The organism is Citrobacter sedlakii (assembly GCF_018128425.1).
Classification (GTDB): Bacteria; Pseudomonadota; Gammaproteobacteria; order Enterobacterales; family Enterobacteriaceae; genus Citrobacter_A; species Citrobacter_A sedlakii.
The window spans coordinates 988,752-1,014,891 of the sequence record NZ_CP071070.1 but is presented as its reverse complement, the minus strand read 5'-3'; the positions used below and the strand labels follow the sequence as shown (position 1 = coordinate 1,014,891).

The following is a 26,140-nucleotide window of genomic DNA, read 5'->3' as shown; positions in this document are numbered from 1 at the left end:
AGACAGCTTAGCATAACTTGTATGAATATTCATAATTACTCCTAAAAGAAGGAATAGGGGTGAAATCCATTGTAAAAGAATTATACTAAATCTCAGTATAAACTCATATCATCCCCCATCAAGAACTCAATTTCAGACAAGCTTTTCCAGAGATATCCAAACATGAAACAATAAACTAAAATTATACATTATCAATTAGAAGTTGCAGAAAAGCTATCATGTCCTCCCCACGTTCGGGGTGGACGCATTCATTCCTAATTAGATTGAAAACTTCAACTTTTAAAAAGGCTTTATCTGTAAATCCATCCTGAATAACAGACTCAATATATTCGGAGAATGAATCAATTATATCATCATAAGCATTCCTAGTACGTGGATTAGAATACCAAACGGCAAAGTGTTCTAACCAAGACCTGAAATTAGCATTTAATACATCTCTCTCATATCTTTCTCGAATTTTGAAAACCCTATCCCAATTTTCAGCATAATCCTGAGAATCACCAACAAAACCAATAATCCATTGGGGCAATCTAATAGCTCTTTCAATTCTTCCAGCAAAAGGAATACTTTCAGCTAAGCTAATATTGAACACGGGACCATTATATGGGTCAATACAATGCAACCGTGATTCATGCTCATCTATCAGAATATCAGTATCTTTTTTGAAGTCAGAATTGCATTCGCTGCACATTGGTGGAAGGTTACGTAAATCAGCGCCTGCAAAAGGATACTTTGAAATAGGCATATAGTGATCAAGAGCATGCCTTGGAGCACCAGGGGCTCTTAAATGTCCAAGGCCGCAAAAAGGGCATACATGGCTGGGTACGCTAAAATAGATTGATTCATAATGCAAATCACGTAAACTTTTCTCACGAACAATTATACTACTCAATTGTTTCTCAAAGAGAAAGCGAAACAAGTCGTCTATAATTACTCTGATAACGTCAGGGAATGTATCAATTTTAGGACATACTGCATCATTACTGAAAACTTCAGGCAAAGACGTTTGCTCGCGCATAGCAACCAGCAGAGCCTCCTGATGTTGTCGCTCTAAATTAGCATACTCACGCCAAAACACAGTAAGTCTATCTCGGATACCACGTCGGTTACGCAATAACTCTCTGTGTTCAAGCGGTATATTTCTCGGCCAAGAAACCATTCTTTGTCCAGAAAGAATATTGGTCATACCTTCATTTAAAATGCTAACTATAGCAGAATTTAGCCAGTTTTCGGCAAGTGCATTAGGTGAATAAGTAAACAACATTAGATATTCTTCTTTAACATTCTTAGGTGGTTTGCCAAAAAAGCCTTCTCTACAGACTGTCCAAGTTCATTAAGGTTTTCTTCGATTTCTGATATATTATCAGATTCGAGTAACTCATTTATTTTTTCTTCAGCGATCTTTGAAATCGGTGGGTTAATGTCAAAACAACTTTCAAGAATCCGATCAAATGCCGCTCCAAAAGTCTCTATTTTTGGCTCATCAACTTCAATTTTCCCGTTTGGACGAGAGAAAATTAAAATTTGGTTTTTAGGCATATCAGATGGAACAAAGGGAGCATGAGAAGTCAAGAGCATTTCTTGTTTTGCTCTTTCTCCACCTAAATCCATAAGGCGCTGTACAAATTTAACTCGCCATTGTGGGTTAAAATGTGACTCTGGCTCATCAAGTAAAAAAAGAGCATTCTCTTCGGAGATCATCGCATATGTTCCCAGAATCAAAGCCTGTTGATGTTCCCCATCAGATAAAGAAACATAGTCAACCGCATTTCTGCTATCCTCTAGAGGCCAAAAGCGAACTTCTTCAAAACCAAATACCATATCCTCTTGCTGCGGCACAGGTAGTCTTGATGCAAACCTTCTCTCTTTTACTGCCCGCTCTAATCTTTTACGAGCAGGTCTAGGTATAGCCAAATCATTTAGTAATGCAAGCTTATGTAAATCTCGATAGAGCGAGAAAGCGTCGTTCCAAAAATGAGAGAACGCGTCCCTTGTGGCTTGCGTAATAAAAAAATCAAAAGTGTAAGTTTCAGTCTTCGCATCCTCACTCCAGCACGTAGCTGTATTCTTCAGAGATTGAATGATATTTTCAAGTTCGGGTGTAAGCTGGATACCTTTTCTTCCTGAAATTAATGACTGCGATTTTGAAACTTTGTTAATGACAGGATGAGCAAGACGAACAACGCATCGACAAGAAGCTAAATCTGAAATTCGAGCGTGAGCTAAAATTTCCTTACGCGATTTTTCCTCTCCAAGCATCAGGTTCGAGAACAAAACTTCAAGGTTGGTACTATAATCTATTAGCACTAGCCGATTATCAGCTACTCTAGCTTTTGTTGAATCACCTAAAGCAGCACGAGCTACATCTTCAGCATAACCACTCCTACTAACTAGAAATGGTAAACTTAAAGTTTCATTGTCACCCGAGGTGTAACCAATAATAAGTGATGGTAAAAATTTCCCAAATTGTTTAGTACCCGCCTTAATGCTAATTTTTTTATCGCTATAAAGTAATTCAACTGGGCCTACGCCGCGCCCTTTTTTTGTCCTAAATAGAGTAACCTCAACAGGCTCACTATTAATATCTGGTCGAATTAGATAGGTTAGTTCAAAAATAACATCATCATTAGCGCTCTTACGCTCTTCTGTAGGGGCGTGTTCAAACCATGCTGCTTGAAAAATCTCAGCTAAAAGTTGTAAGAACTGAGATTTCCCCGATCCATTAGGTCCAATGAGGCAAATAGGCGCAAACGAAGCATCCATTTTCCCATCGTCCCCGCGCCCAAACCAGACATCCAAACCGTCAAACAGGCCTGCATTTGCAGAAGAACGTTCAATTTTTAAACGACGGAGTCTCATTTTCTCACCCGCTTAAGATACATACATTTTGCATCTTTATCGAAAAATTGTTGTAGCTCAGGTTCTTCTTCAGATAATAAAGAAAAAAGGATATCGCGCATAGTGTCATGCGGAATTGGAGTTCTTTTGGCTACCTCATCGAAGGGAAGACCTCTATCTGGCCAACTTTCACTGTCTTGTAAAAGGCGAGCTTTAGGATCACTTATCATAGGCTTATTTTTGCTATTTCTTGATTTTGATGTTTTAGGGACCGAAATTCTCTCTGATACTATTCTGGAGAGAAGTAATTCTGCAACCTCATCATTTGAATCTTGTATTGTCAGATTTCCTTTAAAAGCACTTAAAAGAATTCCTGCATCTAGCTTAGAAAGCTTTTCATTGCAGAGATTACAATCAACGACTACTTGATCTAGCCACAACAAATTATTTTTAATGCGGCGCACAATTTCAGCTTGAATTTTTTTATTTGGTATTGGTATTGATATATTGCCTATCAAACTCTGATTGACGGTTTTCTGACCAGCGCTCGATACGAACGAAGTCTCGATAACATTTCTTATTTTATCTGTTGAGAAGAAATATTCAATATATTCAGGAATGACCTTTTTTGTATCTAGAGAATACCGTATAAAATGATCACAAAAAGCCCATTTTTCTTTTGAATTCCATGTTAACATTCTACCGACTAAATTCTCGCTGCCATTTACCCTTATGCAAAGTAAATCACCGTCATGCAACGTGAATTTTTCTTCTTCAACTTCAGTCAAATCTATCGTTCTAGGAGACTCACCTATAAATTTAGCATTAGACAAATCTGATAATCTAAGAACATTTATTGGTCTTCCTGTATCTCCACGACGCTTGCTAATTCCATTTTGCGCAGAGATCGCTAAGTCTTTTAAGCTAATTTTATCAACGTTAATAGTTGATTCACTATCAAATAAATTCGTTAGCAATATAGATTTAAACCTATTAATTAGTGCAGGAATCTTATCTAATTCATATTTAGCATTCGCCGTACGAGATAACAAACCACTAACTTTTTCAACAATACGTTTTTGCTCAGCAAAAGGTGCTATAGGAATGGCTATTTCACCCATACGCTGCCCGGACAACTCAAGAAAAGTTGAACCGCCAGCTAAACTCTCAGCATATTGTTTTGAGCTTAACAAATAGTAACGGACATATTCAGGGAGAATATCTTTCTTAAGTAAAATATTTTTAAAACCCTGACTAGTAGATAATTGTTTTGCAGCGATTACGCAATATCCAATTGGTGCTCTTGAGGAGAAAAGCACAGTTCCAATAGGTAAAAGCGTTGCCCCACATGAAGCATAGCCTATTTCAGATAAATCTCTACGACCATGACTTATGTAAGCATTTGAATAACCAGTGAGATCTGCAGGAGTAATCCACGGAATCCCATTTTTGGTGAAGTTATCTGGAACTTTACTTGAAGGGGTTCCTCCCCCAACGACCTTTGCAATCCGGGAGATAGTTGTCCATTCCCAGTTTTTAGGAACAATCCAACGAGCTTCACTCATTCTCTACACCTTTTATCATGTAGCAAATCCGTAGTTTTGTATTCGTAAGTTGATTTTTGTTTTTTAACATTTCTATTTTCTCTTACTTAGAATACATTCAAATATGAAAAATGTGTTTCTATATAAAATCATATTTGGATTTGAAAATTAGTTACTATTTTTGGACTCAACAATTTCATTAGCTACTGCCTCGATCTCGAGTAAAGCAGAATTAAGATGCTCAATAATTGAGGCTGCAATATTATCGAGATCAGTCATTTCGTCCTCAGATTCATCATCACGAAGCCAAGAAATATTTAAGTTTCCATCTCGCTTATCAATTTCTTCTCTGGTAAAACACCTAAATCGACCTTTCTCACCAAGATCTTTACGATGAGATAATCCAAAAGGATCTTCACCAAAACATGTAACAAAATCATCAAAATCACTTAGTTCAAGTGGTGATGTTTTTCCAAACCTCGGCATATTTGAACGCATATCATAAATCCATACCCTCTCAGTACCTTTAGAATTATCGGTATTTCTAGAAAAGAATAGGACGTTCGTTTTCACACCTGCAGCATAAAAAATACCTGTAGGAAGACGAAGGATAGTATGTAAGTTACATTTCTCCAATAATTCTTCTCTAACTAAGCTACCAACCCCTTCCTCGAAAAGAATATTATCGGGCAAAATAACAGCAGCTCTTCCCCCTTTTTTTAAGCCTAAATATATATGCTGCAGAAAAGCAAATTGTTTGTTGGTGTTTGGAAAAGGAATATCATCTCGGAGTGGACGTTTACTCCCAGCTTTGCTACCAAAAGGTGGGTTTGCTAAAATAACATCAGCTGCTTCAAGTTGAGAAGCATCTTCAGTAAGAGCATCACCATAGATAATATCTGCGTCCAATCCGTGTAAGAAAGTATTCATCAAACAGATGCGACGAGTATTTTTTTCTATTTCAACACCATAATATTTTGGTTTATTATTTTTGTATTGTTTTTCCGTATAATTTCTACGAATATACCCGTCTGCAGAAACTAAAAAGCCACCACTTCCACATGCCGGATCCTGTATTAACTCTCCAAGCTTAGGTTGCACCAAGCTAACTATAGTTTCAACTAAAGGTCGCGGTGTGAAATATTGACCCGCTCCAGATCGGGTGTCTTGGGCACTTTTATCAATTAATCCACTGTAAAGATCTCCAAAGCCGTCCTTACCAACCTGATGCCATTCTATTCGTGAAATGCCATCGATAACGGCTTTAAGATTTTCTGAATGAGAAAACACCGTAGTTGGAAAAGCATAAATCGCCTTGATCACGTCATTTTCAACAGATGCCCCTAAATGGGTTAGCATCTCTTGATAGAATCCTAAGAGCCCGTCTTCATGATGAGCAGCAAGGTCAGCCCAGCGGAAGCCTTCCGGAAGAAGTTTTTCTGTGCCGTTTTCTTGAGCAATTTTGAGAAAAAGCAAATAGCTTAGCTCTGATACATATTGATAATAGGTTATACCATCCCCTCGCAGGATGTTGCACAACCCCCAAATTTTTTGAATGATGTTTTCTTGTTTCATTTGAATCTCAGACTGGGACGTTTTGAGTTTTTAGTTACTGTTAGTCTGCCATAATCCACATAACGTATCCATTAAACACCACTAGGAACCTAACCTAAAGTCCTTTCACGTCGTCCTTGACCTGCCCCCAAGATTAGATATAACACTCAATTAGTAATGTCGGTTGATTTACTTCCGTATTCTCCGTTTCGCCATCCCACGGTGAACTGTGGATGTATCTGAAAATGCAGGGAAGAATGGGACCGGCCGTCGTTTTAGTCCTGCTACCATGCGCTTTTAATTTATCTTACATGAACAACATCTATGAACCCATTCTGCGTCGGCTTACCTAGCTGAATAAGCCGCGGCTCAACATTATGTTCTAATGCCCACTAGGCTGTGTCCCTTAATCACATGAGCTATAGTAACTCCCTGTTTCCACTACACATTTAACTATGCCTCGCTACGACATTCCCGATGAAGCATGGGCTCTTATCCAGCCCTTACTACCTGCTGAACCAGCAATACCTCGGGCCGGACGCCCCTAGGCAGAACATCGTATGATCATCAACGGTATGTTCTGGGTACTATGTTCAGGTGCACCATGGCGCGATTTACCGGAGCGATATGGTCCATGGAAGACCGTTTATAACCGTTTTAACCGGTGGTCGAAGTCAGGAGTGATTAACGTTATTTTCAATAAGTTACTTTCATCTCTTGATGCTCATGGCCTCGTTGACTGGTCAGCGACGGCGCTGGATGGCAGTAACATCCGCGCACTCAAATGTGCCGCTGGAGCGCAAAAAAACATCCCGATATCACCGGTGATCGTTGCCTGGGTCGCTCTCGCGGTGGTTTTGGTACCAAAATCCATCTGGCGACAGACGGAAACGGTCTGCCGTTAAACATCGTATTGAGCCCCGGACAAGCGCATGAAAGCCAGTTCGCACAACGTCTGCTGGACGGCATTGGTGTTCAACGCCAGAACGGCTGTATGAAGCGACGTGGTCATACCGTACTGGCTGATAAAGCTTACTCCGGACGCGAATTACGTAACGAGCTGAAAAACAAAGGTATAAAAATAGTCATCCCTCGAAAATCCAGTGAGAAACTGGCATCGGATGGTCGTTCACAGCTCGATCGTTCTGCATACCGGAATCGCAACGTTGTTGAACGTTGCTTTGGTTGCCTGAAAGAATATCGTCGCATCGCCACGCGCTACGATAGAACGGCAAGGAATTATCTGGCGATGGTGGAACTGGGCTGCATCAGACTGTTTTACAAAAGGTTATGCAATTAAGGGACACAGCCTAGTTCAGAGCACGGCAGGCGAACGCAGGGCCCTGATCTGTTCTTGCCTCCGCCGGATACCCTCGCTGAAGAATATTGATGATCTTTTCATCAGAAAACGCTTCTTCATGGGATAGGCCTCAGCGAACTGAATGGCCCCTTTAATGTTTTTTCTCAATCAAAAGATATGGATGGGACCAGTCAGTGACCTCTTCATATGAAACAAACCCATCGTGCTCCAGTGCGCAAATACCCTTATGACTGGCAACGTAATCGTACACCGCCTGACTTTCCAGCCCCTGTAACATGTGCGACAACAGCTTTCGGCGCATCATATCTGACTTCCTGCGTTTACGCGCTGCCACATCTTTATAGGTAATGTTAAACGGTTGCCCTACTGCATTGGTCACGCAACGCCCGTAACGGTTGGTTTTAGCAGTGCCTTCGTAATGATCCAGCAGTAAAGCCAGATCTCGCCTCAGGGGTTTTAGAAGGTGCTTCCAGCGTTTTAGTACCCGTTCAGCCTCTTCCTGACCTAACTCACGGTTCAGCAAGCGTCTGGTACTGGATTTAAGTGATAGCGTAACGAACCCGGCGTTGAATACGCTGGAGAACCTAAATTGCTTTACCAGCTCCTCCACGACACACAACACCCGGCAGATATATTGAGTTTCCAGTACCTCCAGCGACTTGGCCGAAATGCCAATACTCAGCAGCTCATGCCGTAGTATCTCAAGCTGGCATCCCTTGATGTCATAGTTCACACCACGTGCCAGACACGCCCACTTCATTTTAGACGGTAGAGTCTGGAAGCCTGTACCAACCTCAAAGGATCTCCCGCCGATGTACGCTGTTTTATACGACTGCCTGTAAGAAACCGTTAGCGGTGATTCCTTCACCAAATCCACGCCTGTTTCAGCCAGTCGCGACAGGAAGTTGAAAATGAATATTTTGTTCTTCTTCGTGGGATTCTCGTTATAGTAATCCATCAATGCATCCAGATTGATTTCAAGCGGCTCAAGGTTGTCCCATACACTCACAACCCGTTCCCTGAAAGCAGCGTTAGGGATATCGCGTTTAGACTGCTCATGTTTGGCATGCTGCCCACGATCAATGGCAATCCCAATCAGCTCATCAAATGAGTAACTTTTACGCTTGGTGAAAATATCCGTCAGATAATGGTAGCGATCCTTACGGCTAAGGTATGCCTCTCGGTCGTTGCCAAACAACTTACGCAGGAAACGTTGAGAAACAGCATATTCCCGGCATAAATGATTAGTATTTGAATACCCGGTTAGTTTTATGATTCCCGCGCTTGCCAGTGCCTCCATTGCACGTTCATGCGTAGGCCCACTTTTCTTAAATACTCCGGGAAGTTTCTCTCTACCCAGCTCAAATGGTACTGGCACAGAATAAGACCATTTTTTATTCGCTTTGATCTTTGCTTTCTTCTTGTTCTTATGACTACAGGTAGCAACACAAATAACGTGCTGGAGAAATACTGCAATATTACGATAAAAGGGGCGCCGTAAACTTGGCACACCATTATAAGGAATATTGAAAACGACCGATTTGAAATAGTCCAGCGTTGAACCTGTCACAAGGATATTGTTACGCGTAATGTATGGTTCCATAATCCACCTGTATATAGAGATCAAAGCACCATGCCCTGACCCCATTTATTTACAACTGAATTACTCAAATCTTGTGTGAACCCAACAAGATTCAGATGCTGGATAATGATCATAATATTGAATCGCCACGGGTTTAACAGACACCCCAGAGTCATTTAAGATGACTTAAAGAGAGGTGCCCATGAGCGGTAAGCGTTATCCTGAAGAGTTTAAAATTGAAGCAGTCAAACAGGTTGTTGATCGTGGTCATTCTGTTTCCAGCGTTGCAACTCGTCTCGATATCACCACCCACAGCCTTTACGCCTGGATAAAGAAGTACGGTCCGGATTCTTCCACTAATAATGAACAGTCAGATGCTCAGGCCGAGATCCGCCGACTCCAGAAGGAGTTAAAGCGGGTTACTGACGAACGGGATATATTAAAAAAAGCCGCGGCGTACTTCGCAAAGCTGTCCGACTGAGGTACGCCTTTATCCGTGACAACAATCGTTGCTGGCCTGTCCGCCTGCTCTGCCAGGTGCTGGATGTGCATCCAAGTGGGTTTTACGCCTGGCTTAAGCAGCCACATTCACGACGGTATCATGCTGACCTGAAGCTGACGGGACATATTAAGCAGTTCTGGCTGGAGTCGGGCTGTGTTTATGGCTATCGCAAGATCTATCTCGATCTGCGGGATTCCGGGCAACAATGCGGTGTAAACAAAGTCTGGCGGTTGATGCAACGTGTGGGGATAAAGGCTCAGGTCGGATACCGAAGTCCACGGGCGCGTAAAGGTGAAGCCAGTATTGTGACGCCCAACAAGCTCCAGCGGCAGTTCAACCCGGAAGCACCGGATGAACGTTGGGTTACGGACATAACCTACATCCGAACCCACGAAGGCTGGTTGTATCTGGCCGTGGTGGTTGACCTGTTCTCCCGAAAAGTTATCGGCTGGTCAATGCAACCCCGAATGACAAAAGAGATTGTCCTGAACGCATTACTTATGGCGGTGTGGAGGCGTAATCCTCAAAAGCAGGTACTGGTTCACTCTGATCAGGGCAGTCAGTACACGAGCCATGAGTGGCAGTCGTTCCTGAAATCACACGGTCTGGAAGGCAGCATGAGCCGTCGCGGAAACTGCCACGACAATGCGGTTGCGGAAAGCTTTTTCCAGCTACTGAAGCGCGAACGGATTAAGAAAAAGATCTACGGAACTAGAGACGAAGCCAGAAGCGATATTTTTGATTACATCGAAATGTTTTATAACAGTAAGCGTCGGCATGGTTCGAGCGAGCAGATGCCACCAGTTGAATATGAAAACCTATATTATCAACGACTCAGAAGTGTCTAGGTTATCCGTGGCGATTCATAGTGACGATGCAAAAAATCTTGTCATAGATATTGCCAGAAAGACAATAGAGAAAGGTATGACACTGGATAGGGATGTACGTATTTCTGTAGAAAATGTCAGAACAATTAGCCATGAATCAGGTCTGGATGTTTATCAGTGTGCTGCTGATTTAACGTTCACAAAACCTGATCTACAAAACTCTTTACCAATAACTTACCGGATACAGAAAACTGATGAGGGAAAAGGTCGGTTCTATATAAACGTTTCCGGACTATAACATTAACCAATGCCTATATTTCCCTTTGAAAATCGACTTTCCACTTAACTTAAAAGGATATTTCATGGTAAAAACATCACATATTGAAATATATATAATCACCCTCATATAAACGGCATGAAAATAAACTGAATTTAATAAATAGATAATGAAAATAGATGGCAACCATTGTGAAAGAGGCCTCATAATTGAACGCTACCTTATTAAATATTAAGGTTAGCATATTATAAATATCTATAACACCCAATAGAATAATAAATATACCCACTATAATGGGCCTGTCAACATAAACTGTGTGAGGCCCATCTTTAACTGATGGAAAAAGACATGCAACTAATATCATCTGATATTTAACTGTCCCTCACATCACTTCTTTTTTTGTTTTTTATTTTTTATTTTTGTTTTTTTCTTTTTTTCCACTTTATTAATTTTAACAGGCTTATTTTTTGACTCATACGGTTTCAATAATGATTTGTATTTTTTTAAATCACTAATATCAATGGGGGTTCCATCCGCGAGGACTGAATAAGCATGAACCAACTCTTTGTTTATGAAATTAAATACAATTCTTGATACTTCTTCCCCTTCAATTTTATATTTTTCAACTAATTTATATACTTTTTCCTTATCTCGCTCTAATGCAGCCCGAACCTCATCAGCTGAGCTATTAGTGAAATTGATCAGAATCTCTTGCTTTTCATCGCCACATGGTAAATCAAACATTAGCGTAAAGACGCTGTCTCCTTTTGACCTATTTTTAAATAGTGCATTTTCCAAACTAGCCCAAAACTTGTCAGTTAGCCTATCCAAAAAAGAATCTATAAATTTCATTCCAATATAACCAATGGCAACTGACAAGACAGTCATTGGCTCAAGAGCTTTTTTGAAATCAAATTTTAAATTAGTTTCCGGATCTACTATGTTTTGCAACTCGTTTAAAGTTTCAAGTACTTCATTATCGAAGCTAATGCTTCTATCATAAATGATGTTTATTTTACCTTCATCGTATTTATGAAGTGCAAGACTTTTACCTTCAGTTTGAGTATTTGGATTTGATTTATTCACATCATCGATATCAAAAAACTCAAACGTCACATATAAACTATTTCCTATTATATGGGAATCTATTCCACGAGCAATGGGAGGATTTCTGAAGTCATGCTCATTATGACTTGATGCAATCATACTTCTGGATTGTTCATCAAGTGATTTTAGGGAGCCAAATGTTAATGACTCTCCATGTTTATCTATATTTGTATTGGCGACCACAGTACTTCTTCTTTCCATGTCTAATACACCTTTAACATTTCATTTAATATAAGATTACTGAAGCACTTTTCCACTGCGCCCAGAATCACTTGATAGATCCTACAACTAGCCTAATGACTCTATCGATGACTTATTCTAAGACCTATAGTAACAACAGTCTAGTTGCATATGCTGATTCATATCACACAACAATGATTTTGGGGATCAATCCATCATTACATCGGTACTTAAGCTATTTATCTCCTAGCCCTCTCATTATAGCATTGAAAAATACCCAGAAGTTAACTTCGTGTCTAGATAAATCATCATTATCACTTACTTTTTTATTTTGAGCCTTTTAACGTTTTCTAAAACTATTTAGATGGTAAAATAATAAATAATATACCATGTTTTTTTTTCGAACCAGACCGAATTGGTTTCTGGCAAAAAAAGGATATAAATTAAAAAACAAGATTAATGAAAACAAAAAAAGCACTTTAAAAATTTAAATAAGTTCAATATTCAACAAATAATAAATCCATATATTCAGCCCAAATTTGTAACCACTTCTTACACTCCGCATCATACTTATACAAATTATAAATCCCTTCAACGCCGCCACGTGTATGCCCCAATATGGCCTCTGCTACCTCATTTGGACACTGCAAACGAGATAGCCCAGTTCGTACTGTACGACGCAGATCGTGTGGCGTCCAATGAGGTATATCAAGCATCTGACCGTTTTCACGTAGACGCCATGAGTTTTCAGTTAGATACTTCTGCTGAATTGGCTTCTTTGTGGCTTGCGAAGGGAATAGATATTTATCAGAGGTAAGCCGTAGTACTTTGAGAAAGTCGATTGCCTGATCAGATAACTGTACGTAGCGCTCTATCCCTGTTTTAGTTTCTCGCAGATGAATAGTGCCTTTTTCAAGATCAACATCCTTCCATGCCATATTGCAGACTTCACCTGTACGACACCCGGTCCAGAGAGTCAGACGTAACACGTTTTTGATCGTTGGCGTATAAGCAGAACCCGGAAGCCACTTAAGGAATTTAGCAAGCTCGTCCTCACTCAGTACTCGTGTTCCACGTCCATTTGTGAGCTTGATTCTGGTCTGTCGTAAGCTGGATTTTGCTAACAACGCTGGATTCGCAAAACTGTCATCAAAGCGCCCAAGGCCAATTGCAAATTCATAAGCGAGTGAAAGCTCCCTCAGAACATTACCAGCCTGTACGGTTGCACCTCGGGCTACAATGCCATTAATTAAATTGATGACATCCTGACGCGTAATCTCAGCAGCATTTCGGGTTCCTAAGCTTTTAACAGCGTCACCATAGAGAGTACGACGAACCTCAGCCTGCCCTTTCGGCTTTCTGGCACCGGGAATGACCTTCCCGTCCTTCGTTTTACGATCCTCGATACGTTCGGTAAGATACAGTTCAACTAATCCCTGTATGGTCAATTCAGGAATCTTAGCCTGTTCAGCTTCAATCGCACGCTGGAGCTTAACTTGTTTGAGTTCAGTCGCAGGACACCGACCTTCCTGTCGGAGAAGCTTTAATTCGTGGAGTTTAAGACGTGCAGCGGCGAGAGAAGTCTGCGGGAAGTTACCAATTTTAACCTGAGCAAGCTTGCCAGTCAGAGGGCTTGTGTAACGGTAGAAAAAAGACTTAACCCCAGTTGCACCGCAGGAGACACGTAAGCCACGATTTTCGCCTATATCAGCCTTATCTTTGTCGCCAGGCTTCATCATTTCTACCGCTTTAAACGAAAGTGACTTTCCCTCTTGTTTTCCTGCCATAAAGACTCCGTTATCATGCACCTTATGCAGTCATGAACATAAATGTAGGTTGCGTTGTATGTGCCCATATTTTACCAGGCCATAGGTTGGCAAGCTACACTTTTACCTACATTTAAATGTAGGATTTCATGATATCCGATGAGACAACGTGAAACCTAATGATAACCATAAAATACACTAACTCATTAAAAATTAAGAAAATGGACATCACAAACCGATGAGTACAATAGAAAATTTAAACTCGCACACACCAATGATGCAGCAGTATCTCAAGCTGAAAGCCCAGCATCCTGAGATCCTGCTTTTTTACCGCATGGGTGACTTTTACGAACTGTTTTATGACGATGCGAAACGTGCGTCGCAGTTGCTCGATATATCGCTGACCAAACGCGGCGCGTCGGCGGGCGAACCGATTCCAATGGCGGGCATCCCCCACCATGCCGTCGAAAACTATCTCGCGAAGCTGGTCAATCAGGGCGAATCAGTCGCTATTTGCGAACAGATTGGCGACCCGGCCACCAGCAAAGGTCCGGTTGAACGTAAGGTGGTTCGCATTGTCACGCCAGGCACCATCAGCGATGAAGCGCTGTTGCAGGAGCGCCAGGACAACCTGCTGGCCGCCATCTGGCAGGACAGCAAAGGCTACGGCTACGCGACGCTGGATATCAGCTCCGGGCGCTTTCGTCTGAGCGAACCCGCCGACCGCGAAACGATGGCTGCCGAGCTGCAACGCACCAACCCGGCAGAATTACTGTACGCGGAAGATTTCGCCGAGATGGCGCTGATTGAGGGGCGCCGTGGGTTGCGTCGTCGCCCACTATGGGAATTCGAGATTGATACCGCTCGCCAACAGCTTAATTTGCAGTTTGGCACCCGGGATCTGATCGGTTTCGGCGTCGAAAACGCGCCGCGTGGGCTTTGCGCCGCAGGATGCCTTTTGCAGTATGTGAAAGATACCCAACGCACCTCTCTGCCGCATATCCGTTCCATCACCATGGAGCGCCAGCAGGACAGCATCATTATGGATGCCGCTACGCGTCGTAATCTGGAAATCACCCAGAATCTGGCGGGCGGCGTGGACAATACGCTGGCCTCGGTGCTCGACTGCACCGTGACCCCGATGGGCAGCCGTATGCTCAAACGCTGGCTGCATATGCCGGTGCGCGACATCAACATCCTCACCGAACGTCAGCAAACTATCGGCGCGTTACAGGATGCCACTGGCGACCTGCAACCGGTGCTGCGTCAGGTCGGTGATCTGGAGCGTATCCTCGCGCGTCTGGCCCTGCGAACCGCCCGTCCTCGCGATCTCGCCCGTATGCGTCACGCCTTCCAGCAGCTTCCGGAACTGCGCGCGCAACTGGAGTCGGTAAACAGCGCTCCCGTGCAGAGGCTGCGCGAAAAGATGGGCGAATTTGCTGAACTGCGCGATCTGCTGGAGCGCGCCATCATCGACGCGCCGCCGGTGCTGGTCCGTGACGGCGGCGTTATCGCACCGGGCTACAACGAAGAGCTGGACGAATGGCGCGCGCTGGCTGACGGCGCGACCGACTATCTCGACCGGCTGGAGATCCGCGAGCGCGAACGTACCGGACTGGACACCCTCAAAGTCGGTTTTAACGCCGTACACGGTTACTACATTCAGATTAGCCGCGGGCAGAGCCACCTGGCGCCAATCAACTACGTCCGCCGTCAGACATTGAAAAACGCCGAGCGCTACATTATACCGGAGTTGAAAGAGTACGAAGATAAAGTGCTCACCTCTAAGGGCAAAGCGCTGGCGCTGGAAAAACAGCTTTATGACGAACTGTTCGACCTGCTGCTGCCACATCTGGCAGATCTGCAGCAAAGCGCTAATGCGCTGGCGGAACTCGACGTGCTGGTGAACCTGGCAGAGCGCGCTTACACGCTCAACTATACCTGCCCTGTCTTCACCGATAAGCCGGGCATTCGCATTACCGAAGGCCGTCATCCGGTGGTTGAGCAGGTGCTCAATGAGCCGTTTATCGCCAACCCGCTGGATCTCTCGCCGCAGCGGCGGATGTTGATTATCACCGGGCCGAACATGGGGGGTAAAAGCACCTATATGCGTCAGACCGCGCTGATCGCGCTGCTGGCATACATTGGCTGCTATGTGCCCGCCCAGAAAGTGGAGATTGGTCCGATTGATCGCATCTTCACCCGCGTCGGCGCGGCAGACGATCTGGCTTCCGGGCGTTCCACCTTCATGGTGGAGATGACTGAAACCGCCAACATTTTGCATAACGCCACCGAGAACAGCCTGGTGCTGATGGATGAAATCGGACGCGGCACCTCCACTTACGACGGCCTGTCGCTGGCATGGGCCTGCGCGGAAAACCTGGCGAATAAGATCAAGGCGCTGACGCTGTTTGCGACACACTACTTCGAGCTGACCCAATTACCGGAAAAAATGGAAGGGGTAGCCAATGTCCATCTGGATGCGCTGGAACATGGCGATACCATCGCCTTTATGCACAGCGTGCAGGACGGCGCGGCCAGCAAAAGCTATGGTCTGGCGGTAGCGGCGCTGGCGGGCGTGCCGAAAGAGGTGATTAAGCGCGCGCGCCAGAAGTTGCGCGAGCTGGAAAGCATTTCGCCGAACGCTGCCGCTACGCAGGTCGATGGCACGCAGATGTCCCTGCTGTCGATGCCAGAGGACACCTCTCCTGCCGTGGAAGCGCTGGAAAATCTCGATCCGGATTCGCTGACGCCGCGCCAGGCGCTGGAGTGGATTTACCGGCTCAAGAGCCTGGTGTAACCGTTATCGCCCGGTGGCGTTGCGCTTATCGGGCCTACGGCGTTAAAAATTCGTAGGCCCGATAAAGCGTCGCTGCTATCCGGTTCTGTATTAACGTTTATCTTCCGCCAGCAACGGAGGAATAGCGGGCACCATCGGCGCGTCGTCGATATCCTTCTGCGTCATGCGAAACGCCTCGGGATAATGCTCGCGGCGGGTACGGCGTAGCGGTTCGGTATCGCGCCAGGTATACAGGCAATGCTGACACTGGTAAACCGTCCAGACCCCCTTCACCGGCGAGGTCGCCATCACTTCAATCTGCTCATCGGCACAACGTGGACAAATCATCTGCTCCTCCTTATTTACGGTTAGCCAGCATGGCGGTCAGTTTCTCCGCCCAGGCTTTGGTTTCCGGGAGATCGCAGACCGGCTGGCTGTAATGTCCGCGGTTGTCCGGCGCAACCGGCGTGGTGGCGTCAATAATCAGCTTGTCGGTGATCCCCGCCGGACTTGAACCGGGATCCAGCTCCAGCACCGACATATTCGGCAACTGCACCAAATCTCCCGCTGGATTGACCTTCGACGACAGCGCCCACATCACCTGCGGCAGGTTGAACGGATCGACATCTTCGTCAACCATAATCACCATCTTCACGTAGCCGAGACCGTGCGGCGTGGTCATCGCGCGCAGGCCCACGGCGCGGGCAAAACCGCCGTAGCGCTTTTTGGTCGAAATAATCGCCAGCAGGCCGTGGGTGTACATCGCGTTTACCGCCTGAACCTCCGGGAATTCCGCTTTCAGTTGCTGATACAGCGGTACGCAGGTCGCCGGTCCCATCAGATAGTCGATTTCAGTCCATGGCATCCCGAGATAAAGCGACTCAAAAATCGGTTTGCTGCGGTAAGAGACTTTATCAATACGCACCACCGTCATATTGCGTCCGCCGGAGTAGTGGCCGGTAAACTCCCCGAACGGCCCTTCGATCTCGCGCTTACGGCTTTCGATGACGCCCTCGAGGATCACTTCGGAGCCCCAGGGTACGTCAAAGCCGGTCAGCGGGGCGGTGGCGATGGGATACGGGCTTTCGCGCAGCGCGCCGGCCATTTCATACTCCGACTGATCGTACTTCAGCGGCGTGGCGCCCATCAGAGTGATGATCGGATCATTACCGAGGGTAATCGCAATCGGCAGATCCTCACCGCGCTCTTCCGCTTTATGCAGATGCAGCGCGATGTCATGCATCGGCACCGGTTGCAGACCAAGTTTGCGCTTGCCTTTGACTTCCATGCGGTAAATCCCGACGTTTTGCTTGCCGAAGTTGTCCGGGTCAAGCGGATCGCGGGAGACCACGCAGGCTTTATCGAGGTAAAAACCGCCGTCACCGTCGTTCAGTCGAAACAGCGGCAGGATGTCGAAAAGGTTGATCGCATCGCCGTCGACGGTGTTTTCCGCCCATGCCGGATTCGCCCGGCGTTCCGGCGCAACGGGAAAGTGATCCCAGCGACGAATAAACTCATCTATTTGCTTTTTTACCGGCGTATTCGGTGACAACCCCAGTGAGATCGCGTGGTTCTGCCACGAACCGATGGTGTTCATCGCCACGCGCGCGTCGGTGAAGCCACGAATTTTATCAAACCACAGCGCGGGCGCGCCGTCGCCAATACGTCCGGTGGCGTTAGCGGCTGCCGCCAGATCCGGCTCGGCGCTCACTTCTTCACCGATCTTCAGCAGTTGCCCTTGCTCGTCCAGCGCCTGTAAAAAGCTGCGTAAATCATCAAATGCCATTATTCATTCTCCTGAGAAAAATTCCGCTCCTGCTGCAACCCTTGCCAGCGGCGGGCGTGGGGATGCTCAAGCGCGAACTGGTCGAGTACGCGCGCCACGATATGCTGAGTGATGTCATCTACGGTTTGTGGATGGTTGTAGAACGCGGGCATCGGCGGCACCATCGCCACGCCCATGCGGGATAAAGCAAGCATGTTCTCCAGATGCAGGGTGCTAAGCGGCATTTCGCGCGGCACCAGCACCAGTTTGCGCCCCTCTTTCAGCACCACGTCGGCAGCGCGCCCCACCAGGCCTTCGGCATAGCCTGCGCGAATACCGGCCAACGTTTTCATACTGCACGGAATGACGATCATGCCGTCGGTACGAAAAGATCCCGAGGAGATCGTTGCCGCCTGATCCGCCGGGCTATGACAGTAATCAGCCAGTGCCGCAACGTCCCGCGCCCGCCAGGGCGTTTCCAGCTCAATGGTGGTTTTGGCCCACTTTGACATCACCAGATGCGTTTCCACCTCCGGCATCTGCCGCAACACCTGAAGCAGCGCCACGCCAAGCGGCGCGCCTGTTGCGCCGGTCATCCCAACAATCAGTCTCATTCATCGCCTCAATATTGTTCGTATACGAACGTTTTCATTAAAATACGCCAGCGATGAAGTAACAACAAGATCCTGAAAATTGCACCGCACGGATCGCTTAAAACGGCTGCATTAAAAAACCGGTAAGAAACCGCTATGATAGAAGCCGATACGCAAACCGGAGTTCCTATGGCGTTACGAAACACAGCGTTTCACCTGTTACGGCAACTTTTTCAGCAGCATACCGCACGCTGGCAGCATGAATTACCGGAGCTGACCAAACCTCAGTACGCCGTCATGCGCGCTATCGCCGAGCGACCTGGCATTGAGCAGGTCGACCTCACCGAGGCTGCGGTAAGTACGAAAGCTACGCTGGCGGAGATGCTAAGCCGAATGGAAAAACGCGGGCTGGTGAGGCGAGAAAACGATCCGCTGGATAAACGTCGACGCTTTGTGTTTCTCACTGCGCAAGGCGAAGCGTTGCTGACAACGACGATGCCGCTGGGCAACCGCGTGGATGAGGAATTTCTGGGGCGGCTAAGCGAAGAAGAGCGCGAACAGTTCACGCGCCTGGTGCGTAAAATGATGGAATGATTTTCCTGACGCGGCTCACGCCTTATCCGGCCTGAAGCCCGTTCCCCTGGACTTGCCGGACAATCCCCAAAAAAAAGACCAGCCTCACAGAGACTGGTCTTTCTTGATGGAACTTTGCTTACTCGCGGAACAGCGCTTCGATATTCAGTCCCTGAGTCTGCAAAATTTCCCGCAGACGACGCAGACCTTCAACCTGAATCTGACGAACACGTTCACGCGTGAGACCAATTTCGCGGCCCACATCTTCCAGTGTCGCAGCTTCATAACCCAGCAGACCGAAACGACGTGCCAGCACTTCACGCTGTTTGGCGTTCAGTTCGAACAGCCATTTGACGATACTCTGCTTCATATCGTCATCCTGCGTGGTGTCTTCCGGACCGTTGTCTTTTTCATCGGCCAGGATATCCAGCAACGCTTTTTCGGAGTCGCCACCCAACGGGGTGTCCACCGAGGTAATGCGCTCGTTAAGACGAAGCATACGGCTAACGTCATCAACCGGTTTATCCAGTTGCTCTGCGATTTCTTCCGCGCTCGGTTCGTGGTCCAGCTTATGGGACAACTCACGGGCGGTACGCAGGTAAACGTTCAGCTCTTTTACAATGTGAATAGGCAGTCGAATGGTACGGGTTTGGTTCATAATCGCCCGTTCAATCGTCTGGCGAATCCACCAGGTTGCGTATGTTGAGAAGCGGAACCCGCGTTCCGGGTCAAACTTCTCGACGGCACGGATAAGCCCCAGATTGCCCTCTTCGATCAGGTCCAGCAACGCCAGACCACGATTGCCGTATCGGCGGGCAATTTTCACCACCAGACGCAGGTTGCTTTCAATCATCCGACGGCGTGAGGCAACATCTCCGCGCAGTGCGCGACGCGCGAAATACACTTCTTCTTCGGCTGTTAGCAGTGGCGAATATCCGATTTCACCAAGGTAAAGCTGAGTCGCGTCCAACACACGCTGTGTGGCCCCCTGCGATAACAGCTCCTCTTCAGCCAACTCGTTATCACTGGGTTCCTCTTCAACTAAGGCTTTTTCGTCAAAAACCTCAACTCCGTTCTCATCAAATTCCGCGTCTTCATTTAAATCATGAACTTTCAGCGTATTCTGACTCATAAGGTGGCTCCTACCCGTGATCCCTTGACGGAACTAGCAAGTGTCAGCCAGGTTCCGTCGATTTATCGCTGCGGTAAATAACGCAGCGGGTTTACGGATTTCCCCTTGTAACGAATTTCAAAATGCAAGCGTGTAGAACTGGTTCCGGTGCTACCCATGGTCGCTATTTTTTGCCCCGCCTTCACTTCCTGTTGTTCCCGGACCAGCATTGTATCGTTATGGGCGTAGGCACTCAGGTAATCATCGTTATGTTTGATGATAATAAGATTACCGTAACCGCGCAGCGCGTTACCGGCATACACGACGCGGCCATCTGCGGTCGCGACAATTGCCTGTCCTTTGCTGCCTGCAATGTCGATCCCTTTATTGCCCCCTTCGGTAGCGCCAAAGTTTTCGATCACTTTGCCTTCCGTCGGCCAGCGCCATGTTGAAATTGGCGAACTGGTAGACGTACTGCTTGCAGTCGATTCGGTTGTGCTAACCGCCGGAGCCGTTACAGGCGCTGTGACAACTGTCCCAGCAGGCTTGTTGTTAGGCAACATTTTGTTAGCACTTTGTTCACCTGAATTCTCAGAATACGTAATTGTCGGTTTCGACGCAACAGCGACGGCGGAATTTTGTGCAGGGTTGGTCACAACTCCTTGCGCGGCCGCATCGGCCTGGGTGATCGCATTTCCGCCCGTGATTGGCGCACCGGACGCGTTGCCGACCTGGAGGGTCTGCCCAACATTCAGGCCATACGGGGCCGGAATGTTATTCCGTTGCGCAAGATCGCGGAAGTCGTTGCCGGTGATCCACGCGATATAAAATAGCGTATCGCCCTTTTTAACGGTGTAGGTACTGCCGCCGGTATAGCTACCTTTCGGAATGTTCCCATATTGACGATTGTACACAATACGACCGTTTTCCATCTGAACGGGTTGCTCCGCAACGGGCTGGATTTGCGTCGGTTGACTCACCGGACGCTGGACCGGCTGAATTTGCGGCATTTGCTGCTGTGCGGTATTCGCGCTCCCCATTGTCGGCGGGGGCGTAATCAGCATCCCAGAATTCGTGTTCGCAGGGGCGCTGCCATTAACGGAACTGACTGGCGCTGGCGGATTAGAGGAATTTGAACAGCCTGCCAGCCATAACGAAACCAGTGACAATGCCGCGATGCGGCTGACGGTGAATTTTGGGCTTCCCGCGCTCATTTATCCCCCAGGAAAAAATTGGTTAACAACCAGTGACATAATAACCATGAAAGCACTGGAAAACGTCTTCACAATACGCTGACCTGTTGCAAAATAACCAGGAAAACTCCAGGTATTCAGGCCGTTTTCTATGCCAGTTCGCCCTTGACCAGGGGAACAAAACGCACGGCTTCCACGGTGTCGATAATAAATTCGCCGCCCCGACGACGCACCCGTTTCAGAAACTGATGCTCATCGCCCACAGGCAAAACGAGAATGCCGCCCTCGTCCAGCTGCGTCATTAACGCAGTCGGGATCTCCGGCGGTGCTGCCGTCACAATGATAGCGTCAAACGGCGCACGTGCTTGCCAACCTTGCCATCCATCGCCGTGACGAGTTGAAACATTGTGTAAATCAAGCTGTTTCAGGCGACGGCGCGCCTGCCATTGCAGCCCTTTGATGCGTTCGACCGAGCAGACATGGTGCACCAGATGCGCCAGTATCGCCGTCTGATACCCGGAACCCGTGCCGATCTCCAGCACCCGCGACTGCGGCGTCAGTTCCAGCAATTCGGTCATCCGCGCGACCATATAGGGCTGCGAGATCGTCTGCCCCTGTCCTATCGGTAGCGCGATGTTATCCCAGGCTTTATGTTCAAACGCTTCATCGATGAATTTTTCGCGCGGCACGGCGGCTAGCGCCTCAAGCACATGCTCATCGCGGATCCCCTGCCCGCGAAGTTGATCAAGAAGCGTCTGTACGCGTCTGCTTACCATTGCGTGTCAACTCCCACGCTGTCTAACCAGTCAGAAACCACATCATGCGCGCTGTGCGCGGTTAAATCCACATGCAGCGGCGTAATGGAGACATAACCGTCCTCCACCGCGGCGAAATCGGTGTCAGGCCCGGCGTCATGCTTGTCGCCCGGCGGGCCAATCCAGTACAGCGTATTGCCACGCGGATCTTCCTGCGGGATCACTTTATCCGCCGGATGGCGGCTGCCGCAGCGGGTTACGCGGATCCCTTTGATCTGATCCAACGGCAGGTCCGGGACGTTGATGTTCAGGATCCGTCCTGTACGCAGCGGCTCACGGCTTAATGCGCGCAGGATACGGCAGGTGATGGCGGCGGCGGTCTCGTAATGCTGATAGCCGTCCAGCGAAACGGCCAGCGCCGGAAAACCAAGATGCCGTCCTTCCATCGCCGCGGCGACGGTCCCCGAGTAAATCACATCATCGCCGAGATTCGGCCCGGCGTTAATCCCGGACACCACGATGTCCGGACGCGGACGCATCAGTGCATTTACGCCCAGATAAACGCAGTCAGTGGGCGTACCCATTTGGACCGCAATGTCGCCGTTATCAAAGGTGAAGGTGCGAAGCGAAGATTCCAGCGTTAATGAGTTCGACGCGCCGCTGCGGTTACGATCCGGGGCGACGACCTGTACGTCGGCAAACTCCCGCAGCGCTTTCGCCAGCGTTTGTATACCGGGTGCGTGGACCCCGTCATCGTTACTCAGCAATATGCGCATAATCACCCATTGTGTTAATCAGTTCCCTCACTACGCTGGTGGCGAAGCTCCCCGCAGGTAGCCAGAAACGCAGTTCGACGGTGACGTCGTCCCACCAGTTCCAGCGCATCTGTTGCGGATAAAGCAGCATCGCCCGGCGCGCCGCGTCTACTTTTTCACGCACCAGTAATTCCTGTAACTGCGTTTCTTCCGCGATAGCGGCCTGTTCAAACGCCAGCGCATCACGCTGGGTTCCCCATTCACCGCGACCGGGAAGCGAAGCCGTAATCATCAGCGCTTTAGCGTCGACGCGAGCCTGTAATTCCGCCCTCTCTTCCAACGTCGCCACGAACCAGCTTCCGCGTCCCGCTAATTGTAGCGCATCGCCGTCAACAACTTGATTAAAGTCTGGTTTTTTCAAACGCTCGCTGACAATTTGATTAAACAACGCACTACGGGCCGCCGACAACCAAAAACTGCGTTTATTGCGATCGCGCACCGGCGCATCGCTTTGCGCCCAGCGCAGCGCGCCCTGTATGTTACTGCCGCCAATGCCGAAGCGCTGCGCGCCAAAATAGTTGGGCACCCCCGCCTCATTAACCGCCTTCAGACGGGATTCCACCTCATCACGCTGACTGATGTCGCGCAGCACCAGCGTAAACGCGTTACCCTTCAGGGCGCCTAAACGTAGCTTACGCTTGTGGCGCGCATACTCCAGCACCTTGCAACCTTCCAACTGGAAGGCGCTCAGATCCGGCATCGCTTTGCCTGGCACGCGCGCGCACAGCCACTGTTCGGTGACGGCATGCTTATCTTTTTGCCCGGCAAAGCTGACTTCCCGGGCGTGAATTTTCAGAAATTTCGCCAGCGCGTCCGCGACAAAACGGGTATTGCAGCCGTTTTTGAGGATCCGCACCAGGACATGCTCACCTTCACCGTCGGGCTCAAAACCTAAATCTTCCACAACCACAAAATCTTCCGGGTTGGCTTTCAGCAGCCCGGTGCTCTGCGGTTTGCCGTGGAGCCAGGTGAGATCGTCAAACGCTGTCATTTCACCGCCTTTATCAGTAACGCGACCGCCTCACAGGCGATCCCTTCCCCCCGTCCGGTAAAGCCGAGTTTTTCCGTGGTGGTGGCTTTCACGTTAACGTCATCCATGTGACAGCCGAGATCCTCCGCGATAAACACGCGCATCTGCGGAATGTGCGGCAGCATTTTTGGCGCCTGGGCAATAATCGTCACATCAACGTTTCCGAGGGTATAGCCTTTGGCCTGAATGCGACGCCAGGCTTCACGCAGCAATTCACGGCTGTCCGCGCCTTTAAATGCCGGATCGGTATCCGGAAACAGCTTGCCGATATCCCCCAGCGCGGCTGCGCCGAGCAGCGCATCGGTCAGCGCGTGGAGCGCGACGTCGCCGTCAGAATGCGCTAACAGGCCCTTCTCATACGGGATGCGCACGCCGCCAATGATAACCGGGCCTTCGGCGCCAAAGGCATGTACGTCGAAACCGTGTCCAATTCGCATTACGCTATCTCCTCATGGTTTTTTCGGGTCAGATAAAATTCAGCCAGCGCTAAATCTTCCGGACGCGTTACTTTGATATTATCAGCCCGCCCTTCAACAAGCTGTGGATGGAAGCCGCAGTACTCCAGCGCCGAGGCTTCGTCGGTAATGGTCGCGCCTTCGTTCAGCGCGCGGGTCAGACAGTCATGCAGCAGTTCACGCGGGAAAAATTGCGGCGTCAGCGCATGCCATAGATCGGTGCGTTCGACGGTATGGGCGATGGCCGCAACGCCCGGTTCGGCGCGCTTCATCGTGTCGCGCACCGGGGCGGCAAGGATCCCGCCGGTGCGGCTGGTTTCGCGGATCGCCAGCAGGCGGGCGAGATCATCCTGATGCAGACAGGGGCGCGCCGCGTCGTGCACCAGCACCCATTCTGCGTCGCCTGCGGCGCGAAGCCCGGCCAGAACGGAATCGGCACGCTCATTGCCGCCGTCCACCACGGTGATGTGCGGATGTTGCGCCAGCGGAAGTTGTGCAAAGCGGCTGTCGCCTGGGCTGATGGCAATGATCACGCGGGTGACCTGAGGGTGCGCCAGCAGCGCATGGACCGAGTGTTCGAGAATGGTTTTATTGCCGATCGAGAGGTACTGCTTAGGACATTCAGTTTGCATACGGCGGCCAAAGCCGGCCGCCGGCACCACGGCGCAAACATCCAAATAAGTGGCTGCCATGTTAAATCCCTGGATGGTTTATCGAGTATTTTGCCCCGCAGTTTGCGCGCGTTTAGACGCGTCGGGCACCAGGCGATAAAACGTTTCGCCCGGTTTCGTCATGCTGAGTTCGTTGCGTGCGCGTTCTTCGATAGCTTCCTGACCGCCATTGAGATCGTCAATTTCGGCGAAAAGCTGATCGTTACGCGCTTTAAGTTTGGCGTTCGTCGCCTGCTGCGCCGCCACGTCATCGTTGACGCGACTGTAGTCATGTATACCGTTCTTACCGAACCACAGCGAATACTGCAGCCAGACCAGTAAAGCCAGCAACAGCAGCGTTAGTTTACCCATCCTGCCCCCTGAAAAACGGCACTATCATCCCATACTTCCACAAACGACTCTATGCTGTGGGCGGGAATGCCGCGACAACGCGGGCAAATGTACCACATTTGCCCTGCATAACGTATACCCGGCACCCCGGGAACATCATCTCATTGTTGGTTACGGTTTGAATTATGGACAGCGGTCGCGCTTTAGCCCAGCAGCCACAAAAACAGTGCGCCGAACATCGCGCACACCGTCAGCAGCGTGGCGACAATGCTGTAGCGCAATTTTCCGTTGAAGAGGGAATGTTGGGCGATGCCCACGACAACCGCGACGGGCATCAGCGCCAGAAAGAATGGCCAGGTATAGATGAAGAAAAACAAGGTGTTAGGGCCATACACCAAAAAAGGGATCCCCAGCGCCAGCAGCCATGACGCGAATCCCACCACGGCGCCGGGCAGCGACCAGGTGGTTTCGTCATCGGCAGAAAACGTTTCGGACGCCGGGAGGGTGATGTTCTGGCTATTACGCATATCGAATCCTGTAACCTTGACTGACCGGGCAAACAGGTCAGGTGT

24 protein-coding genes and 1 pseudogene are annotated in these 26,140 nt (G+C 48.5%); 6 read left to right on the top strand and 19 right to left on the bottom strand.

Going from position 1 to position 26,140, the window contains the following annotated elements; all coding sequences use genetic code 11:
* Positions 1-181: 181 nt before the first annotated feature.
* The 4 genes from JY391_RS04785 to JY391_RS04770 all read right to left on the bottom strand — a co-directional run bounded on the left by JY391_RS04785 (position 182) and on the right by JY391_RS04770 (position 5,957).
* Complete coding sequence (locus tag JY391_RS04785) at positions 182-1,264, bottom strand: hypothetical protein (RefSeq protein ID WP_211935308.1); 1,083 nt, start codon at positions 1,262-1,264, stop codon at positions 182-184.
* Complete coding sequence (locus JY391_RS04780) at positions 1,264-2,859, bottom strand: restriction system-associated AAA family ATPase (protein WP_048299626.1); 1,596 nt, start codon at positions 2,857-2,859, stop codon at positions 1,264-1,266. The genes JY391_RS04785 and JY391_RS04780 overlap by 1 nt, the downstream gene beginning before the upstream one ends.
* Positions 2,856-4,403 (bottom strand): restriction endonuclease subunit S, encoded by a 1,548-nt coding sequence (locus JY391_RS04775; protein WP_211935307.1) that lies wholly within the window; start codon positions 4,401-4,403, stop codon positions 2,856-2,858. Before JY391_RS04775 ends, JY391_RS04780 begins: the two co-directional genes overlap by 4 nt.
* A 147-nt stretch (positions 4,404-4,550) precedes the next feature.
* A complete protein-coding gene (locus JY391_RS04770) occupies positions 4,551-5,957 on the bottom strand; it encodes a class I SAM-dependent DNA methyltransferase (RefSeq protein ID WP_211935306.1) in 1,407 nt (468 codons plus the stop codon).
* 434 nt (positions 5,958-6,391) lie between these two features.
* Here JY391_RS04770 and JY391_RS04765 point away from each other — a divergent pair.
* Positions 6,392-7,236: pseudogene (locus tag JY391_RS04765) on the top strand (IS5 family transposase).
* Between the two features lie 151 nt (positions 7,237-7,387).
* Here JY391_RS04765 and JY391_RS04760 read toward each other — a convergent pair.
* Positions 7,388-8,860 carry a hypothetical protein gene (locus JY391_RS04760; RefSeq protein WP_211935305.1) on the bottom strand — a complete coding sequence of 491 codons (1,473 nt, stop codon included), beginning with the start codon at positions 8,858-8,860 and terminating at the stop codon, positions 7,388-7,390.
* 181 nt (positions 8,861-9,041) lie between these two features.
* Here JY391_RS04760 and JY391_RS04755 point away from each other — a divergent pair.
* Positions 9,042-10,189 (top strand): IS3 family transposase gene (locus JY391_RS04755; RefSeq protein WP_199957947.1). Its coding sequence is split into 2 segments (ribosomal slippage): positions 9,042-9,279 and positions 9,279-10,189, totalling 1,149 coding nucleotides; the frame shifts between segments, so codons are not numbered across the junction.
* Positions 10,152-10,466 (top strand): hypothetical protein, encoded by a 315-nt coding sequence (locus tag JY391_RS04750; protein WP_229264092.1) that lies wholly within the window; start codon positions 10,152-10,154, stop codon positions 10,464-10,466. Before JY391_RS04755 ends, JY391_RS04750 begins: the two co-directional genes overlap by 38 nt.
* A 366-nt stretch (positions 10,467-10,832) precedes the next feature.
* On the opposite strand, the gene JY391_RS04745 is transcribed toward JY391_RS04750, so the two are convergent.
* Both JY391_RS04745 and JY391_RS04740 read right to left on the bottom strand, forming a co-directional pair.
* A complete protein-coding gene (locus JY391_RS04745; protein WP_211935304.1) occupies positions 10,833-11,753 on the bottom strand; it encodes a hypothetical protein in 921 nt (306 codons plus the stop codon).
* A gap of 476 nt (positions 11,754-12,229) precedes the next feature.
* Positions 12,230-13,519 (bottom strand): tyrosine-type recombinase/integrase, encoded by a 1,290-nt coding sequence (locus tag JY391_RS04740; RefSeq protein WP_211935303.1) that lies wholly within the window; start codon positions 13,517-13,519, stop codon positions 12,230-12,232.
* A 217-nt stretch (positions 13,520-13,736) separates the two neighbouring features.
* On the opposite strand from JY391_RS04740, the gene mutS reads away from it, so the two are divergent.
* On the top strand, positions 13,737-16,298 hold the full coding sequence (gene mutS, locus JY391_RS04735; RefSeq protein ID WP_211935302.1) for a DNA mismatch repair protein MutS: 2,562 nt from the start codon (positions 13,737-13,739) through the stop codon (positions 16,296-16,298).
* A gap of 90 nt (positions 16,299-16,388) precedes the next feature.
* On the opposite strand, the gene JY391_RS04730 is transcribed toward mutS, so the two are convergent.
* From JY391_RS04730 to JY391_RS04720, 3 genes are read right to left on the bottom strand one after another with little or no spacing between them, the layout of a single operon-like run.
* Positions 16,389-16,625: a non-oxidative hydroxyarylic acid decarboxylases subunit D gene (locus tag JY391_RS04730; RefSeq protein WP_060569400.1), complete on the bottom strand. Its 237-nt coding sequence runs from the start codon at positions 16,623-16,625 to the stop codon at positions 16,389-16,391.
* Between the two features lie 10 nt (positions 16,626-16,635).
* Positions 16,636-18,063 carry a non-oxidative hydroxyarylic acid decarboxylases subunit C gene (locus tag JY391_RS04725; protein WP_211935301.1) on the bottom strand — a complete coding sequence of 476 codons (1,428 nt, stop codon included), beginning with the start codon at positions 18,061-18,063 and terminating at the stop codon, positions 16,636-16,638.
* Positions 18,063-18,656 carry a non-oxidative hydroxyarylic acid decarboxylases subunit B gene (locus JY391_RS04720; protein ID WP_060569398.1) on the bottom strand — a complete coding sequence of 198 codons (594 nt, stop codon included), beginning with the start codon at positions 18,654-18,656 and terminating at the stop codon, positions 18,063-18,065. The genes JY391_RS04725 and JY391_RS04720 overlap by 1 nt, the downstream gene beginning before the upstream one ends.
* A gap of 168 nt (positions 18,657-18,824) precedes the next feature.
* Here JY391_RS04720 and JY391_RS04715 point away from each other — a divergent pair, with 168 nt between their 5' ends.
* On the top strand, positions 18,825-19,229 hold the full coding sequence (locus JY391_RS04715) for a MarR family winged helix-turn-helix transcriptional regulator (RefSeq protein WP_060569397.1): 405 nt from the start codon (positions 18,825-18,827) through the stop codon (positions 19,227-19,229).
* Positions 19,230-19,347: 118 nt separating this feature from the next.
* On the opposite strand, the gene rpoS is transcribed toward JY391_RS04715, so the two are convergent.
* Together rpoS and nlpD are read right to left on the bottom strand one after the other, a co-directional pair.
* On the bottom strand, positions 19,348-20,340 hold the full coding sequence (rpoS, locus tag JY391_RS04710; RefSeq protein WP_042288692.1) for an RNA polymerase sigma factor RpoS: 993 nt from the start codon (positions 20,338-20,340) through the stop codon (positions 19,348-19,350).
* Between the two features lie 62 nt (positions 20,341-20,402).
* On the bottom strand, positions 20,403-21,488 hold the full coding sequence (gene nlpD / locus JY391_RS04705) for a murein hydrolase activator NlpD (protein WP_229264091.1): 1,086 nt from the start codon (positions 21,486-21,488) through the stop codon (positions 20,403-20,405).
* On the opposite strand from nlpD, the gene JY391_RS23725 reads away from it, so the two are divergent.
* The gene (locus JY391_RS23725; protein ID WP_229264090.1) at positions 21,394-21,615 is read left to right on the top strand and encodes a hypothetical protein; all 222 of its coding nucleotides are present in this window, start codon (positions 21,394-21,396) and stop codon (positions 21,613-21,615) included. The genes nlpD and JY391_RS23725 overlap by 95 nt on opposite strands.
* A gap of 46 nt (positions 21,616-21,661) precedes the next feature.
* Here the strand turns inward: JY391_RS23725 and JY391_RS04700 are convergent, their stop codons facing one another.
* From JY391_RS04700 to JY391_RS04670, 7 genes are all read right to left on the bottom strand, one after another.
* Positions 21,662-22,288: a protein-L-isoaspartate(D-aspartate) O-methyltransferase gene (locus tag JY391_RS04700; protein ID WP_042288697.1), complete on the bottom strand. Its 627-nt coding sequence runs from the start codon at positions 22,286-22,288 to the stop codon at positions 21,662-21,664.
* Entirely contained in the window at positions 22,282-23,043 is a 762-nt protein-coding gene (gene surE / locus JY391_RS04695; RefSeq protein WP_042288698.1) for a 5'/3'-nucleotidase SurE, read from the bottom strand. Before surE ends, JY391_RS04700 begins: the two co-directional genes overlap by 7 nt.
* Complete coding sequence (gene truD, locus JY391_RS04690; RefSeq protein ID WP_211935299.1) at positions 23,024-24,073, bottom strand: tRNA pseudouridine(13) synthase TruD; 1,050 nt, start codon at positions 24,071-24,073, stop codon at positions 23,024-23,026. The genes surE and truD overlap by 20 nt, the downstream gene beginning before the upstream one ends.
* Entirely contained in the window at positions 24,070-24,549 is a 480-nt protein-coding gene (ispF, locus tag JY391_RS04685; RefSeq protein ID WP_211935298.1) for a 2-C-methyl-D-erythritol 2,4-cyclodiphosphate synthase, read from the bottom strand. The genes truD and ispF overlap by 4 nt, the downstream gene beginning before the upstream one ends.
* A complete protein-coding gene (gene ispD / locus JY391_RS04680; protein ID WP_060569393.1) occupies positions 24,549-25,259 on the bottom strand; it encodes a 2-C-methyl-D-erythritol 4-phosphate cytidylyltransferase in 711 nt (236 codons plus the stop codon). The genes ispF and ispD overlap by 1 nt, the downstream gene beginning before the upstream one ends.
* A gap of 18 nt (positions 25,260-25,277) precedes the next feature.
* Entirely contained in the window at positions 25,278-25,589 is a 312-nt protein-coding gene (ftsB, locus tag JY391_RS04675; protein ID WP_042288707.1) for a cell division protein FtsB, read from the bottom strand.
* A gap of 182 nt (positions 25,590-25,771) precedes the next feature.
* Positions 25,772-26,095 (bottom strand): DUF3561 family protein, encoded by a 324-nt coding sequence (locus JY391_RS04670; RefSeq protein WP_042288710.1) that lies wholly within the window; start codon positions 26,093-26,095, stop codon positions 25,772-25,774.
* Between the last annotated feature and the right edge of the window lie 45 nt (positions 26,096-26,140).

Bases quoted from the DNA above. Each gene is read 5' to 3' on its own strand.
- JY391_RS04785 (WP_211935308.1), bottom strand. From the start codon at position 1,264: ATGTTGTTTACTTATTCACCTAATGCACTTGCCGAAAACTGGCTAAAT.
- JY391_RS04780 (WP_048299626.1), bottom strand. From the start codon at position 2,859: ATGAGACTCCGTCGTTTAAAAATTGAACGTTCTTCTGCAAATGCAGGC.
- JY391_RS04775 (WP_211935307.1), bottom strand. From the start codon at position 4,403: ATGAGTGAAGCTCGTTGGATTGTTCCTAAAAACTGGGAATGGACAACT.
- JY391_RS04770 (WP_211935306.1), bottom strand. From the start codon at position 5,957: ATGAAACAAGAAAACATCATTCAAAAAATTTGGGGGTTGTGCAACATC.
- JY391_RS04760 (WP_211935305.1), bottom strand. From the start codon at position 8,860: ATGGAACCATACATTACGCGTAACAATATCCTTGTGACAGGTTCAACG.
- JY391_RS04750 (WP_229264092.1), top strand. From the start codon at position 10,152: ATGAAAACCTATATTATCAACGACTCAGAAGTGTCTAGGTTATCCGTG.
- JY391_RS04745 (WP_211935304.1), bottom strand. From the start codon at position 11,753: ATGGAAAGAAGAAGTACTGTGGTCGCCAATACAAATATAGATAAACAT.
- JY391_RS04740 (WP_211935303.1), bottom strand. From the start codon at position 13,519: ATGGCAGGAAAACAAGAGGGAAAGTCACTTTCGTTTAAAGCGGTAGAA.
- mutS (WP_211935302.1), top strand. From the start codon at position 13,737: ATGAGTACAATAGAAAATTTAAACTCGCACACACCAATGATGCAGCAG.
- JY391_RS04730 (WP_060569400.1), bottom strand. From the start codon at position 16,625: ATGATTTGTCCACGTTGTGCCGATGAGCAGATTGAAGTGATGGCGACC.
- JY391_RS04725 (WP_211935301.1), bottom strand. From the start codon at position 18,063: ATGGCATTTGATGATTTACGCAGCTTTTTACAGGCGCTGGACGAGCAA.
- JY391_RS04720 (WP_060569398.1), bottom strand. From the start codon at position 18,656: ATGAGACTGATTGTTGGGATGACCGGCGCAACAGGCGCGCCGCTTGGC.
- JY391_RS04715 (WP_060569397.1), top strand. From the start codon at position 18,825: ATGGCGTTACGAAACACAGCGTTTCACCTGTTACGGCAACTTTTTCAG.
- rpoS (WP_042288692.1), bottom strand. From the start codon at position 20,340: ATGAGTCAGAATACGCTGAAAGTTCATGATTTAAATGAAGACGCGGAA.
- JY391_RS04700 (WP_042288697.1), bottom strand. From the start codon at position 22,288: ATGGTAAGCAGACGCGTACAGACGCTTCTTGATCAACTTCGCGGGCAG.
- surE (WP_042288698.1), bottom strand. From the start codon at position 23,043: ATGCGCATATTGCTGAGTAACGATGACGGGGTCCACGCACCCGGTATA.
- truD (WP_211935299.1), bottom strand. From the start codon at position 24,073: ATGACAGCGTTTGACGATCTCACCTGGCTCCACGGCAAACCGCAGAGC.
- ispF (WP_211935298.1), bottom strand. From the start codon at position 24,549: ATGCGAATTGGACACGGTTTCGACGTACATGCCTTTGGCGCCGAAGGC.
- ispD (WP_060569393.1), bottom strand. From the start codon at position 25,259: ATGGCAGCCACTTATTTGGATGTTTGCGCCGTGGTGCCGGCGGCCGGC.
- ftsB (WP_042288707.1), bottom strand. From the start codon at position 25,589: ATGGGTAAACTAACGCTGCTGTTGCTGGCTTTACTGGTCTGGCTGCAG.
- JY391_RS04670 (WP_042288710.1), bottom strand. From the start codon at position 26,095: ATGCGTAATAGCCAGAACATCACCCTCCCGGCGTCCGAAACGTTTTCT.